Annotated in this window: 11 protein-coding genes; 4 read left to right on the top strand and 7 right to left on the bottom strand. The window is 68.5% G+C overall.

From position 1 onward, the window contains the following. Nucleotides 1-52: 52 nt before the first annotated feature. Complete coding sequence (locus N5C28_RS19385) at nt 53-349, top strand: winged helix-turn-helix domain-containing protein (protein ID WP_279824830.1); 297 nt, start codon at nt 53-55, stop codon at nt 347-349. A 35-nt stretch (nt 350-384) separates the two neighbouring features. Then, a complete protein-coding gene (locus tag N5C28_RS19390; protein WP_279824831.1) occupies nt 385-2,214 on the top strand; it encodes an SLC13 family permease in 1,830 nt (609 codons plus the stop codon). A 109-nt stretch (nt 2,215-2,323) separates the two neighbouring features. Here N5C28_RS19390 and N5C28_RS19395 read toward each other — a convergent pair whose 3' ends face one another. Beyond that, nucleotides 2,324-2,791: a bacteriohemerythrin gene (locus tag N5C28_RS19395; RefSeq protein WP_279824832.1), complete on the bottom strand. Its 468-nt coding sequence runs from the start codon at nt 2,789-2,791 to the stop codon at nt 2,324-2,326. Nucleotides 2,792-2,972: 181 nt separating this feature from the next. Here N5C28_RS19395 and rlmF point away from each other — a divergent pair, with 181 nt between their 5' ends. After that, a complete protein-coding gene (rlmF, locus tag N5C28_RS19400; protein WP_279824833.1) occupies nt 2,973-3,977 on the top strand; it encodes a 23S rRNA (adenine(1618)-N(6))-methyltransferase RlmF in 1,005 nt (334 codons plus the stop codon). An 18-nt stretch (nt 3,978-3,995) separates the two neighbouring features. Here rlmF and N5C28_RS19405 read toward each other — a convergent pair whose 3' ends face one another. The 6 genes from N5C28_RS19405 to sbcC all read right to left on the bottom strand — a co-directional run bounded on the left by N5C28_RS19405 (nt 3,996) and on the right by sbcC (nt 12,686). After that, nucleotides 3,996-5,234, bottom strand: coding sequence for an SLC13 family permease (locus N5C28_RS19405; RefSeq protein ID WP_279824834.1), 1,239 nt, complete (start codon nt 5,232-5,234; stop codon nt 3,996-3,998). Nucleotides 5,235-5,360: 126 nt separating this feature from the next. Then, nucleotides 5,361-6,101: an ABC transporter permease gene (locus tag N5C28_RS19410; RefSeq protein WP_347881271.1), complete on the bottom strand. Its 741-nt coding sequence runs from the start codon at nt 6,099-6,101 to the stop codon at nt 5,361-5,363. Next, nucleotides 6,101-7,048 carry an ABC transporter ATP-binding protein gene (locus N5C28_RS19415; RefSeq protein WP_279824835.1) on the bottom strand — a complete coding sequence of 316 codons (948 nt, stop codon included), beginning with the start codon at nt 7,046-7,048 and terminating at the stop codon, nt 6,101-6,103. The genes N5C28_RS19410 and N5C28_RS19415 overlap by 1 nt, the downstream gene beginning before the upstream one ends. Further along, a complete protein-coding gene (locus N5C28_RS19420) occupies nt 7,045-8,196 on the bottom strand; it encodes an ABC transporter permease (RefSeq protein ID WP_347881273.1) in 1,152 nt (383 codons plus the stop codon). Before N5C28_RS19420 ends, N5C28_RS19415 begins: the two co-directional genes overlap by 4 nt. Before the next feature lie 28 nt (nt 8,197-8,224). Further along, nucleotides 8,225-9,139, bottom strand: a complete 915-nt coding sequence (locus N5C28_RS19425; protein ID WP_279824837.1) for an ABC transporter substrate-binding protein — start codon at nt 9,137-9,139, stop codon at nt 8,225-8,227. Nucleotides 9,140-9,260: 121 nt separating this feature from the next. Beyond that, nucleotides 9,261-12,686, bottom strand: a complete 3,426-nt coding sequence (gene sbcC, locus N5C28_RS19430) for an exonuclease subunit SbcC (RefSeq protein WP_279824838.1) — start codon at nt 12,684-12,686, stop codon at nt 9,261-9,263. Between the two features lie 171 nt (nt 12,687-12,857). Here sbcC and N5C28_RS19435 point away from each other — a divergent pair, with 171 nt between their 5' ends. Then, complete coding sequence (locus N5C28_RS19435; protein ID WP_279824839.1) at nt 12,858-13,985, top strand: PQQ-dependent sugar dehydrogenase; 1,128 nt, start codon at nt 12,858-12,860, stop codon at nt 13,983-13,985. Nucleotides 13,986-13,988: the final 3 nt, after the last annotated feature.

Raw genomic sequence — 13,988 nt, forward strand, 5'->3', positions numbered from 1 at the left:
GCGTACGGCTCGCAGTATCCTCCGGACTCTCCTTCGACCCGGGGCCGCTCAAATGGAAGTGAACAAGACCAAGACCAGTTTCTACCGCCGTCTCTACGTGGCCTGGCTGATCGACAGCGGCGAAGCCCGCAGCGTGCCGGATCTGATGGAGGCCACCGGCATGCCTCGGCGCACTGCCCAGGACACCCTCGCCGCCCTGGCCGACCTGGACATCGACTGCGTGTTCGAACAGCAGGCGGGTGAGCGCAACAACGCCGGCAGCTACGTGATCCACAGCTGGGGCCCCATCGACCGGCAATGGATCGCCACCAACCTGCAGCAGATCAAGTCGACCCTCGGCTATCCCTGACATCCTGCGATTCAGGTAACCGCCATGGAGGCGCCGTGAATTTCGAACTGCTCTGGGTGCTGGGCCTGCTGCTGGCCACCGTCACCCTCTTCGTCATCAACAAGCCACGCATGGACGTGGTCGCCCTGCTGGTCATCGTCGCCCTGCCGCTGACCGGGGTGCTCGACATCCAGCAGACCCTGGCCGGTTTCAGCGACCCCAGCGTGATCCTGATCGCCGCGCTGTTCGTCATCGGCGACGGCCTGGTCCGCACCGGCATCGCCTACCGCCTGGGCGATTGGCTGGTGGCCAAGGCCGGCAGCAGCGAAACCCGCCTGCTGGTGCTGCTGATGATCGCCGTGGCCGGCCTGGGTTCGGTGATGAGTTCGACCGGCGTGGTGGCGATTTTCATCCCGGTGGTGCTCGGCGTCGCGGCGCGCCTGAAGATCGCCCCGGGGCGCCTGATGATGCCCCTGGCCTTCGCCGGCCTGATCAGCGGCATGCTGACCCTGGTCGCTACCCCGCCGAACATGGTGGTGCACAGCGAGCTGCGCCGTGCCGGCCTCGAGGGCTTCGACTTCTTCAGCTTCACCCCCATCGGCCTGGCGATCCTCGTCCTGGGCGTGCTGTACATGCTGGTGACCCGGCGCTGGCTGCAGCGCAGCGGCGATGACGGCGAGGCGACGGCACCGCGCCTGACCCTGGCCGACCTGGCCCGCCGCTACCACCTGAGCGAGCGCGAGCGGCGCCTGCGCGTGCGGGCCGATTCGCCCCTGGCCAACCAGGCCCTGGACGAGCTGAAGCTGCGTTCGCAGTTCGGCATCAACGTCATCGCCGTGGAACGCCAGCGCCAGTTCCGTACCCTGCTGCTGATGGCCACCGGCAATACCCAGCTGCAGGCCGGCGACATCCTGCTGGTGGACCTCGCCAGCCCGGCCATCGCCCTGCTCGGCGCCTACCAGGAACTCGGCCTGGAGCCGATGCCGCTGCGCAACTCCTACTACACCACCCACTCCCACGAGCTGGGCCTGGCCGAAGTGGCCCTGCCGCCGGACTCGCACCTGCCCGGCAAGACCATCCAGGAGCTGGGCCTGCGCAGCCGCTACAAGCTCAACGTGGTCGGCCTGCGTCGCCACGGCAAGGCCCTCGAAGGCCTGCTGGTGGATGAAAAGCTGACCCACGCCGACACCCTGCTGGTGGCCGGCAGCTGGAAGCAGATCCACCACCTGCAAAGCCTCAACCGTGACTTCCTGGTACTCAGCCTGCCCGCCGAGGTCGACGAAGTGGCGCCGGCCGCACGCAAGGCACCCTACGCGCTGCTGAGCCTGGCGGTGATGGTGGGGTTGATGATCAGCGGGCTGGTGCCCAACGTCATGGCCGCGCTGATCGGCTGCCTGTTGATGGGTGCCTTCCGCTGCATCGACATGAACAGCGCCTACCGCGCCATCCACTGGCCGAGCCTGATCCTCATCGTCGGCATGCTGCCCTTCGCCCTGGCGCTGCAGAAAACCGGGGGCATCGACCTGGTGGTCAGCGGCCTGGTCGGCACCCTGGGCGAGGCCGAACCGCGGGTGATCCTGGCCAGCCTGTTCGCCGTCACCGCGCTGATCGGCCTGTTCATCTCCAACACCGCCACCGCGGTGTTGATGGCACCGGTGGCGATTGCAACCGCTCAGGCCCTGAACCTGTCGCCGACACCTTTCGCGATGATCGTCGCCCTGGCCGCCTCGGCCGCCTTCATGACACCGATCTCCTCGCCGGTGAACACCCTGGTACTCGGCCCGGGCCAGTACCGCTTCGGCGATTTCGTGCGCGTCGGCGTGCCCTTCACCCTGCTGGTGATGGTCGTCAGTGTGGTGATGGTGCCGTGGATCTTCCCGCTGTAGCGGGCGGTCGTTCGATTTGGTGGGCTGAAGCCCACCAATTGCCCCATCCCATGCGGATCACGAGCCCGTAGCCTGGGTCGAGCGAAGCGACACCCGGGTCGGCGAGCACTTACGCCGCGCGAAAGAAACGACGTCGGGCGCGGCTCAGCCAGCCTTCGTCGGAATGGTCGGCGGACAGCTGGCGCAGGTTCTCGGTCACTGCGGCCACGTAGTTCTGGTCGTCGTTGCGGATATGGCCGAACAGCCAGCGCCCCAGCAGGCTCTTGAGTTCCTCGGTGATGTCCTCGCCCTGGAGGAAACGCGCGCGGTAACCCGCCACCCGCTTGATGAACACCTCGTGCACCCGCTTGTGCGCCTTGGTGAAGATATAACCCGCCTCTTCGAGCATCGCCTCTTCGAAGGCGAAGTGCGAGATGGTGTAGTCGACCAGCTCCTCGATCACCTGGGCCACGCCTTCGGACCGGCCGCTCTGCTGCGCCACGTGCAACTGGTTGATCATGTCCACGATGCGCCTGTGCTGCCCGTCGATCACGGCAATGCCGGTGTCCAGGTCATCGGTCCACTCGAGGTACGCCATCGCTGTCTCCCTGCAAGAACGAGTAGCCGCAGTCTAGGAGCCTGCCCCCACGCAACCATTGACCTGGATCAATGGCCGACCGGTCGGTTGCCGTACGGCGTCATCAAACGGTCATCGTTTTCCCTGCACGAAGCTGAAAGCCTGTGGGAAAATGCGCGCCCTTCCACCTTGACCCGCCAGCATGTCCACCTCCAGCAAACGCCCGCCGAAAAAGACCACCACGCCCGCGCCCAAGACCGTCGAGAAGGGCCAGTTGCACCCGCGCAACCGCCACCAGGGGCGCTACGACTTTCCCGCGCTGATCAAGGCCAGCCCGGAGCTGGCGGCGTTCGTGATTCTCAACCCCTACGGCAAGGAAAGCATCGACTTCGCCAACCCGGCAGCGGTAAAGGTGTTCAACCGGGCGCTGCTCAAGCAGCACTACGGCATCGCTCATTGGGACATTCCGGCCGATTACCTGTGCCCGCCGATCCCGGGCCGGGCCGATTACCTGCACTACCTCGCCGACCTGCTGGCAACCGACAACGGCGGCAGCATGCCACGGGGCGCCCAGGTCAGGGCCCTGGACATCGGCGTCGGCGCCAACTGCATCTACCCGTTGCTGGGCCATCGCGAATACGGCTGGCAGTTCCTCGGGTCGGACATCGCCACCAGCGCCCTGGCCTCGGCACGGGCCATCGTGCAGTCCAACCCGGGCCTGGGCGAGGCCATCGAACTGCGCCAGCAGACCGACAGCGCCCACATCCTGAAGGACCTGCTGGGCGCCGATGAACGCTTCGAGGTGACCCTGTGCAACCCGCCGTTCCACGCCTCCGCCGACGAAGCCGCCAGCGGCAGCAAGCGCAAATGGCGCAACCTGGGCAAGCAGGACCCCAAGCGCAAGTTGCCGGTGCTGAACTTCGGCGGTCAGGCGGCGGAGCTGTGGTGCAAAGGCGGCGAAGCGGCCTTCGTCGGCCGTCTGGTCAAGGAGAGCGCCGATCATGCCCAACAGGTGCTGTGGTTCAGCACCCTGGTGTCCAAGGCCGGCAACCTGCCGGGCATCTATGCCGCGCTGAAACAGGTCAACGCCAGGGACGTACGCACCGTCGACATGGCCCAAGGGCAGAAACAGAGCCGCTTCGTCGCCTGGACCTTCCTCGACCCCGAGGCCCGGGCCCAGTGGTGGACGGCCCGCACGCCACGCTGATGCACCAGCCGCTGGCAGCTACCAGGGCAGCCAGCCGCCCAGCCCCAGCCACAGGCCGGCGACGGTCATGCTCAGCAGCGTCACCGGAAAGCCGCTGCGGGCGAAATCCACGAACCCCAGCGGCACACCCTGGCGCCGTGCGCTTTCCGCGACGATCAGGTTGACCACGCTGCCGATCAGCAGCAGGTTGCCGGCCAGGGTCGACATCACCGCCAGCCCGACCAGCACCGGCTCCGATAGCGCAGGCATCACCCCCAGCAGCAGGACCACGAACGGCACGTTGCCGATCAGGTTGCTCGCCAGCAACGAGGCGGTGGCCAGCGACAACACGCCCTGGGGCAGCAGCCCGTGCTCGGCCATCCGCGCCGCCAGCGCCGACACTTCGGGCAACACCAGGGCCGCCCCGGTGACCACGAACAACCCGGCGAACAGCAACAGCAGGTTCCAGTCGACCTTGTTCACGTAGTCCCGGCTGTCGACCCGGCGCGAAATCATCACCAGGGCTGCTACCAGCAACGCCGACCACTCCCGGGGCAGGCTGGTGGAAAACAACCCGAGCAGCACCAGGGTCGCCAGCAACGGCTTGAGGTAGCTGCGCGCACCGTAGATCCGCTCCACGGGCGGCTCTTCCGGCGCGACCGCCTTCGGCTCGCCCCAACGCGCGTGCCACTGCCACCAGATGCAGGCGTAGGTGATCGCCAGGGCCGCCAGGGCGGGGGGGCCGGCAATGAAGGTGAACGACCAGAAATCCAGGCCGCCGGCCTGGCCGATCAGGATGTTCTGCGGGTTGCCGATCAGGCTGGCGGACGACCCCGCGTTGCACGACAGCGCCAGCGCCAGCAGGAACGGCCGCGGGTCCAGGCCCCTGGCCAACAGGCTGTGGCAAAGCAGCGGGGTCAGGGCGAAGGCGACGATGTCATTGACCAGCACCGCCGACAGCACGCCGCCCAGCAGCACCACGCCGACCAGCAACAGCGCCGGACGCTGGGCGTAATGGCTGAGCTGGGCGTTGAGCCAGGCGTACACGCCGGAAAAATCGAACTGGGCAGAGATCAGCATCAGCGCCAGCAACAGCAGCAGCGCCCCCGCGTCCAGGTGATGCGCCGCTTCGGCGGGGCTCACCGCACCGAACACCAGCAACAGCACGGCCGCCGTGGCAGCGATCCAGCTGCGGTCGATGCGCAGGCCGCGCACGCCACCCGCGGCCATGCCCAGGTAGGTCACCACGAACAACCCCAGCACCAGCCAAGCACTCATGGCCATTTCACCCTCGATGATTGCAACCCAGAGGCGCGCTCGGTAGCGGCGCTGCTGCACTCTAGCGACGTCCACGGGCGGCGAACAGACGGCCAGGGCCCCGTGCCGGAAATTTTTCTGCGTCGCTCAGTGGGCGGCGTTGATGCCGGGCCGACTGCCCTGGAGCGCGGCAAACAGGCTGTCCACGGTCAGGGCCAGCAGGCCGATCAGCAGCGCGCCCTGCAGCACGTAGGCGGTGTTGCCGTTGATCAGCCCGGAGATGATCGGGTCGCCCAGGGTGCTGGCGCCGATGGTCGAGCCGATGGCCGCGGTGGCGATGTTGATGGTCACCGAGGTGCGAATGCCCGCAAGGATCACCGGCAGCGCCAGGGGCAGCTCGATCTGCCGCAGCACCTGGCCCGGCGACAGGCCCATGCCGCGGGCCGCCTCCAGCACCACCGGGCTCACGCTCTGCAACCCGCTGAGGCTGTTGCGCAGGATCGGCAACACGCCGTACAGGCTCAGGGCGAACAGGGTCGGCAAGGCGCCGAACCCGAGGGCCGGCACCGCCAGCGCCAGCACCGCCACCGGCGGAAAGGTCTGGCCGATCGACGCCGCCTGCCCGGCCAGCGGCTGGAAATCCGCCCCCCAGGGCCGCGACACCGCGATCGCTGCCCCCACGCCCACCGCGATGGACACGCAGGCGGCCACCGCCACCAGCAGCAGGTGACTGAGCAGCAGGTCATCGAAGGCTGCCTGGCGGTAGAGCACCGAGCGGGCATCCGGCGCCAGCGGCTGCAGCAGCCACTCGGCATGAGGCAAGCCCCAGGTGGCGATCAGCAGCAGGAACAGCCAGCACAGCGGCCAGCGCAGACGCCGCAGTTCCATCAGGACGGCGCCCCGTTCAGCAGGTGGCCGAGGTGCAACACACCCACCTGCACGCCCTGTTCATTCACCACTGGCAGGCTGTCGCAGCGCTGCCAGAGCATCAGCGAAATCGCCTGGCGCACGCTGTCGTTCGCCCTGATCACCCCCCCTTCGATGACCGCGCCCGGGCTGGCCAGCGGCTGCATCACGCTGGCCACCGGCACCAGCCCCGCCCGTTTCAGACCCCGTTCCTGGCCTCCGACCAGGTGCTCCACAAAGGCGTTGCAGGGGTTGGCCAGCAGCGCCGCCGGCGTGTCCTGCTGGACGATGCGCCCCTTGTCCATGACCACGATACGATCCGCCAGCTTCAGCGCTTCATCCATGTCGTGGGTGACGAAGAGGATGGTCTTGCGCACCTGCGCCTGAATCCGCAGCAGCTCGTTCTGCAGGCTGTCGCGGGTGATCGGGTCCAGAGCGCCGAACGGCTCGTCCATCAGCAGGATGTCCGGGTCGCCGGCCAGGGCCCGGGCGACGCCCACCCGCTGCGCCTGCCCACCGGACAGCTGGCTGGGGTACTTGTCGGCGAATTCGGCAACCGGCAGCTCCAGCAGCGTCAGCAACGCCTCCACCCGCTCGCGAATCCGCGCCGCCGGCCAGCCGAGCAGGCGCGGCACCACGCCGATGTTGCGCGCCACGGTCCAGTGCGGGAACAGCCCGGTGTTCTGGATCGCGTAGCCGATACGCCGCCGCAGCGCCTGGGGGTCGAGACGGTCGATCGGCTGGCCGTCGATGCGAATCTCGCCAGCGCTGTGTTCGCACAGGCGGTTGACCATGCGCAGGGTGGTCGACTTGCCACAGCCGGAGGTGCCCACCAGCACGCACAGCTCTCCCGCCGCCACCGTGAGGGAAATCCCGTCCACCGCCAGGGTCTGGCCGAACGCCTTGCTGACAGCCTGTAATTCGATCATCGCTCGGCACCCCCGCGCCAACCGTCGGCCAGCAGGCTGAACAGGCCGTCCGCCAGCAGGGCCATGAGCAGAATCGGCAGGGCACCGAGTACGATCAGGTCCATCGCCGACTGCCCCAGCCCCTGGAAAATGAAGGTACCGAACCCGCCGGCACCGATCAGCGCGGCCACTGCGGTCAGGCCGATGGCCTGCAGGGTGGTGACCCGCAGCCCTTCGATGATCACCGGCATCGCCAGCGGCAGGCGCGCCTGGAAAAACACTTGCAACGGTCCCATGCCCATTCCTCGCGCCGCCTCGATCACGCTGGCCTCCACGCCCTGCAGGGCCACGCAGGTGTTACGCACGATCGGCAGCAGGCTGTACGCGACCAGGGCCAGTAGCGCCGGCGCCCAGCCAATACCGCGGATGCCCCACTGCTGCAGCAAGGGAAACTGGCTGGACAGGTAGCTCAGGGGCGCCAGCAGCAGGCCGAACAACGCCAGGCTGGGAATGGTCTGGATCAGGCTCAGGCCGCCGATGACACTGCCCTGCAACCGAGGAAAGCGGCTGATCAGCGCCACCAGGCCGGCGCCCAGCACCAGGCTACCGACCAGCGTGGCCGCCACCAGCCCCAGGTGGGTGTACAGCGCGGTACTGAATTGAGCGCGGCGAGTCTGGTACTCGCGCATCAAGGCCAGGGGTTCCAGCCAGCCCAGGCGAACGATCAGCCAGGTCACCAGCAGCAGGCCGATGCCGATCCCCAGCAGGCCGACACGCGGCAGGCGCAGCCGCTGCTGGGTGTCGATCAGCATCAGCCCCAGCAGGAACAGCAGGCTCCAGGTGCCCGGACCAATACCGAGCCGGGCCAGGGGCATGTCCGCCCCCACATGCCGGGCCGCCATCCACGCCAGGCTCAGGGGCAGCTGAAGCACCAGCAGGCACACTGCGGCCAGCACCCAACGCGCCCTGTCACGCACCGCCAGGGCGCCGCACAGCAGCAACATCGCACTCAGCGCGAGGGCCCAGGGCAGGCCCAGCGCCCGCACCAGGCCGAGCCCGCTGCCGGGCATGATGCGATTGGGTTGCACGCTGGCGGCATCCAGCCCCCACAGCGCTGCCAGGGCCAACAGCACCAGCAGCGGGATCACTCGGTTGGTCGGCTGTTGCACCGTCAATCAGCGGTCCTCGACGGTCGCATCAGTCACCCAGGCCATCCAGGAATTCGGACGCCACCTGGGCGGGGTCGGCGCCCTCCACCGCCACCTTGGCGTTGAGGCCTTGCAGGGTGCGCAGATCGAGTTCGGCGAACACCGGCTCCAGCAGTTCGGCGATCTGCGGGTAGGCCTCCAGGGCATCGGCCCGCACCAGGGGCGCCGGCTGGTAGACCGGCTGCACGCCCCGGGTGTCTTCCAGCACCTGGATGTCCAGGGCACTGAGCCCGCCGTCAGTGCCGTAGCTCATGGCCGCGTTCACCCCGCTGGTCTGCATCGCGGCGGCGCGCAAGGTCGCCGCCGTGTTGCCGCCGCTGAGAATCAGCAGTTGATCGGGCTTCAGGCTGAAGCCATAGGCCTGCTGAAAGGCCGGCAGGGCGCTGGGCGACTCGACGAACTCGGCACTGGCGGCGAACTTGAAGGCCCCGCCTTTGGCCAGGTACGTGCTCAGGTCATCCAGGGTCTTGAGCCCGTGCTCGCGCGCCAGGTCGCCACGCACACTCATGGCCCAGGTGTTGTTGGCGTTCGCCGGTTGCAGCCAGACCAGTTGGTTGGCCTCCTGGTCCAGGCGTTTGACTGCCTCGTAGCCGGCCTCGGCGTCCTTCCACACGGCACTGTCGGCCTGCTCGAAGAAGAACGCGCCATTGCCGGTGTACTCCGGGTAGATATCCACCTCGCCGGCGATGATGGCCGTGCGCACGATGGAGGTCGCGCCCAGCTGGATGCGGTTCTCCACCGGTATCCCGCCGCGCTGCAGGGTCTGCAGGATCAACTGGCCGAGGATCGAGCCCTCGGTATCGATCTTCGACGCCACCACCACACGGTCCCGGGCCTGGGTCGCCGACGCGAACACCAGGCAACAGGCCAGTACCGCCAGCCATCGGGCCACGACCCTGCTCATTGGCAACATGCTTATCCCCCCTGCTCCGTACGAATCATGGACCGCGTGCAGGCGCACGCGTTTCAGGGATAACCATAGCAGCGCCTGCCGCCGGGGGATGCCGGCAGGCGCCTGCGGCGGCTCAGCTCGAGACCGCGAACCGCCTGTCCAGGCCGCTGTAACCCATGCCCACGCCCTTGTGCACCTTGAGCTGGACGGGAATGCGCTCCTTCAGTGCCTCCACGTGGCTGATGATGCCGATCATCTTGCCGCTGGCATTGAGGTTATCCAGCGCGTCCAGCGCCACCTCCAGGGTCTCGCCGTCGAGGGTGCCGAAGCCTTCATCGAGGAACAGCGAGTCGATGCTGGTCTTGTGGCTGACCAGATCGGACAGCGCCAGGGCCAGGGCCAGGCTGACCAGGAAGCTTTCGCCACCGGACAGCGTACGGGTGTCGCGGGCCACGTCCGCCTGCCAGGTGTCGATCACTTCCAGCTCCAGCTCACCGCTGCCCTTGCGCGACAGCTGGTAACGCCCGTGCAGGCGCTCCAGTTGCTGGTTGGCCAGGTACACCAGGTGGTCCAGGGTCAGGCCCTGGGCAAACTTGCGGAACTTGGCGCCATCGGCCGAGCCGATCAGGCTGTTGAGCTGCTGCCACAGGTCGTACTGCCCCTGCTGCGCGGCGATGGCCGCGAACAGGCTCTGCTGGGTCTGCCGGCGCGCATCGTCGCCCTGCAGCTGCGCGCGGATTTCACCCTGGCGCTGGCTGAGCTGCTTGAGGGCCGCCTGCAGGCCCTGCAGCTGGTCGTCCAGGTACGCGGCATCGTGTTCGGTCTGGGGCTCGGCCTGCAAAACGGCCAGCTGCGCCTGGGCGGCGGCATGCAGGGCCTGGGCCTCGGTGCGGGCTTTTTCCAGGCGCTGCCGGAGGGCCAGCAACTGATCGCGCTGGGCGTCATCGAGCAGCGCCGCAAGAAAGCCCGCCTCGTCGTGAAACGGGCTGCCGGCCAAGGCCGTTTGCCAGTGCTGCGCCGCGACCTGCTCGGCCTCGCGCAGCGCGACCTGGCGCTGGCCCAGGCCGTCGAGGGCGATACGCAGTTCCAGGCCGCGGCGCTCAGCCGTCGCCCACGCCGCCTGGGCGTCGTCCAACTGCGTGTCGGCCTGCTCCAGGGGCGTCGCCGCGAACGGCTCGCCGCCCGCCCCCTGCCAGCGTGCCAGCCACTGCTGCGCCTGCTTGTCCGCCTCCTGGACCTGATAGGTGAGCCCCGGCACCTGCTGCGCCAGGGCCTGGCGCCGCTGCTGCGCCGTCTGCCAGCGCTGGGCATCGCCCTGGCGCTCGGCCAGCCAGGCGTCACCGTCCTCGGGCAAACCATGGCCGAACACCGCCAGTTGCGCGCTGAGGTCCGTCTCGACCTCCCGCAGGCGGGCCTGCTGCTCCTCGAGCTGCCCGTCCAGCGTGCGTTGCGCGGCCTGGGCCAGGTCGTGATCGCGCTCGACCGCCGCCTGCTGTTGCAGGGCGGCGGCGTGTTTCTGGCTGGCGATAGCGGCCTCGCCCCGCGCCCGCTCCAGCTCCTGCTTGAGGCCATCGAGCTGCCTCAGGACGCCCTGGATCTCGGCCAGTTCGGCGATCTGCCGGGTCTGCGCCGCCACCAGGGCCTGTTCGTTCTCCGGCACTGCGTCGAGGGCTTGCCCCTGGCGCTGCCAGGCCGCATCCAGGGCGTCCAGCTGGCGCTGCAGTTCCTGTTGCTGCTCCTGGCTCTGGGCCACCTGGGTCTGCAGGGCGGTCACCTGATTGCCCAGGTGCTGCCCCTGTTCGGTCAGGCTGTCGAGCAGCTGCCGTGCGGCGTCCCGCGCCTGCTGGGTCGCGGACACGTCCAGCGCCTGGTACGCCGCCACCGCCGGGTGTTCATGGGAACCGCACAGAGGGCAGGCATCGCCGGGCTGGAGCTGGGCGCGGAAGGTTTCCAGGGCCTGGATGCGTTGCTCCTGCTCCAGCAGCTTGTCCTGATCGGCGAGCCGCTGCTTGGTCTCCCGGTAGCGTTCGCGCAGCACCTGGCGTTCGGCCTCGCGCTCGGCCAGGCCCTGCTGCTGGCGCGCCAGCCCGCCGGCGATGCGCTGCTGTTGCTGCACCAGTTGCTGACGCCGCTCGGCCAGTTGCGCCAACTGTTCAAGGGCGCTGCCGCGGGCGTGCACCGCTTGCCAGCGGCTGCGCCAATCCGCTTCGCTGCGCCCGTCGAGGGCGGCCTGCCAGCGGCCGTCCACTTCCGCCGCCCGCTGTTCCTCGTTGTGCTTGACCTGGGTGGCGGCTTGCACCGACTGCGCCAGGCCCTCCAGAGCGAGCTGGCAGCGTTGCAGTTCCTGTGCGCCGGCCTGCTGGCGTTGCAGCAGGGTGTCGATGGCCTGGCGCACCTGGCGACGGACCGCAAACGCGTGCTGCCAGCCGCTCAGTTGCGCCGCCACCTGCTCCTGGTCAGCCGAGTCCTGCAACTGGCTGTCCAGCGCCTGGCACTCCGCCTCCAGGGACTGCAATGCCGTGCGCTTTTCCAGGGCGACGGCCGCGCTGGCCCGGGTCGCCTGTTCCAGCTGCCGGTGCAGTTGCTGGCCGACCTCGACCCGCTCCTGCTCAAAGGCCTGGCGCTCCGCGTCGCTGGCCGCCAGCGCCCGCGTCGCCTCGCGATAGGCCTGATAGACCGGCTGCAGGCGCTGGGCCGGCTCGCTGTGCCGCAAGCGCTGCAGGTCGTCGGCGGCGTCCGCTTCGGCCCGGGCCGCCGCCCCGACCTGGGTGGCGGCCGTGGCGACCTGCTGCTCGGCACGGCCCAGGTCGGTCAGCCACTGCCGCTGGCGAGCGGTCTCGGTGAGCTGCGCCTGGGTAGCGGTTTCCTCGGTGGCCAGCTGCGCCGCTTCCTCACCCAGTGCCTGGCGCTGCTCGTCGCTCAGCAGCTCGACGCCCTCGGCCCGCGCCCGCAACTGATCGAGCGCCACCTTGGCCTCGCGGGTCTGCTCGAACACCCGTTGGGAAATCAGCCCGTAGATATCGGTGCCGGTCAGCTCTTCCAGCAGCTCGGCGCGCTGGTTGGCACTGGCCTCAAGAAACGCCGCGAATCCGCCCTGGGCCAGCAGCATGGATTTGGTGAAGCGCTCGAAATCCAGGCCGGTGAGCTGCTCGGTCTGCTTGAGTTTGTCGTTGATCTTGTCGGTGAGGATGCTGCCGTCGGCAATACGCGCCAGCTCCACCTTGGGTGGTCGCAACGCGCCGTCGGCCTTGTCCCGCGCCCGGCGCTGGCTCCAGAACGCCCGGTAGCCCACGCCCTTGACCTCGAATTCCACCTCCGCCAGGCAATCGGCGGTGTGCCGGGTCATCAACTCGTTGCCGCTGGCCGACAGCGTGCTCATGCGCGGGGTGCGGTGGTACAGCGCCAGGCAGATGGCGTCGAGCAGCGTGGTCTTGCCCGCCCCGGTGGGTCCGGTGATGGCGAACAGGCCGTTGTCCTTGAAGGGCTCGGCGGCAAAATCGACCTTCCACTCGCCCTTGAGGGAGTTGAGGTTCTTCAGGCGCAGGCTGAGGATTTTCATGGCGGGCGGAGGGCTCTGTCACGGCGGGAAGCAGGTGTGGCGCCGTCGAGCGGCCCACACGGGGCCGCTCGAACTATCGCCGTTGACGCGCATCGTAACAAAAGCGCCCTGCCCCCAGCCGCCCGGCGCACGTAACGTGTGTCATCCCGTCAACAAGGAGAGCCGTTCGTCATGACTCACATCGCCTACCCCCTGGCCTGTGGTATCGCCCTTGGCATCGCCAGTTTGAACGCCCACGCCGCCGACGCCCTGCCGCAAGCGCAGTGGCCCTTCACCACCGAATCGCGCGCCACGTTCGACGAACCCTGGGCGATGACCTTCCTGCCCGACGGCACCCTGCTGGTGACCGAGAAGCGCGGCGCCCTCAAGCACCTCGACCCGAAAAGCGGCAAGGCCGGTACCATCACCGGCGTGCCCAAGGTCGCCTACGGTGGCCAGGGCGGCCTGGGCGACGTGGTCCTGCACCCCGACCATGCCGACAACGGCTGGGTCTACATCAGCTATGCCGAAGCCGGTGACGGCGATACCCGCGGCGCCGCCGTGGCCCGCGCCACGCTGAAGCTCGATGCCGAGGGCGGCGGTTCGCTGAACGACCTGCAGGTGATCTGGCGCCAGACGCCGAAAGTCACCGGCGGCGGCCACTACGGCCATCGCCTCGCCTTCGGTCCGGACGGCAAGCTGTGGATCACTTCCAGCGAACGGCAGAAATTCACCCCGGCCCAGGACATGCAGGGCAACCTGGGCAAACTGGTGCGCCTGAACGACGACGGCAGCCTGCCCGGCGACAACCCCTTCGCCGACCAGGGCGAGGTCGCGGCCCAGGTCTGGTCCCTGGGCCACCGCAACATGCTCGGCCTGGCCTTCGATGCCCAGGACCGGCTCTGGGTGCACGAGATGGGCCCGGCCGGCGGTGACGAGCTGAACCTGATCAAGCGTGGCGAAAACTACGGTTACCCGGAGGTTTCCAACGGTGACCACTACGGCGGCGAGCCGATCCCCGACCACGACACCCGCCCCGAATTCGAAGCGCCGAAGATCACCTGGAACCCGGTGATATCCCCGGCCGGCTTCGTCATCTACCAGGGCAAGCAGTTCCCGGGCTGGGACGGCGCCGGCCTGATCGGCGGGCTGTCCTCACGCGCGCTGGTGCGCATTGCCTTCGATGGCGAGAACGCCCGGGAAGCCGAGCGCTACGACATGGGTGCCCGCATCCGCGAAGTGGAACAAGGCCCCGGCGGCAGCCTGTGGCTGCTGGAAGATGGCAGCGGCGGGCGCCTGCTGGAGCTCAAGCCGAAGTGATAC

It is taken from the genome of Pseudomonas sp. GD03944 (genome assembly GCF_029839275.1).
In the GTDB taxonomy this organism is placed as follows: domain Bacteria; phylum Pseudomonadota; class Gammaproteobacteria; order Pseudomonadales; family Pseudomonadaceae; genus Aquipseudomonas.

Bases quoted from the DNA above. Each gene is read 5' to 3' on its own strand.
- N5C28_RS19385 (WP_279824830.1), top strand. From the start codon at position 53: ATGGAAGTGAACAAGACCAAGACCAGTTTCTACCGCCGTCTCTACGTG.
- N5C28_RS19395 (WP_279824832.1), bottom strand. From the start codon at position 2,791: ATGGCGTACCTCGAGTGGACCGATGACCTGGACACCGGCATTGCCGTG.
- rlmF (WP_279824833.1), top strand. From the start codon at position 2,973: ATGTCCACCTCCAGCAAACGCCCGCCGAAAAAGACCACCACGCCCGCG.
- N5C28_RS19405 (WP_279824834.1), bottom strand. From the start codon at position 5,234: ATGAGTGCTTGGCTGGTGCTGGGGTTGTTCGTGGTGACCTACCTGGGC.
- N5C28_RS19410 (WP_347881271.1), bottom strand. From the start codon at position 6,101: ATGGAACTGCGGCGTCTGCGCTGGCCGCTGTGCTGGCTGTTCCTGCTG.
- N5C28_RS19415 (WP_279824835.1), bottom strand. From the start codon at position 7,048: ATGATCGAATTACAGGCTGTCAGCAAGGCGTTCGGCCAGACCCTGGCG.
- N5C28_RS19425 (WP_279824837.1), bottom strand. From the start codon at position 9,139: ATGAGCAGGGTCGTGGCCCGATGGCTGGCGGTACTGGCCTGTTGCCTG.
- sbcC (WP_279824838.1), bottom strand. From the start codon at position 12,686: ATGAAAATCCTCAGCCTGCGCCTGAAGAACCTCAACTCCCTCAAGGGC.
- N5C28_RS19435 (WP_279824839.1), top strand. From the start codon at position 12,858: ATGACTCACATCGCCTACCCCCTGGCCTGTGGTATCGCCCTTGGCATC.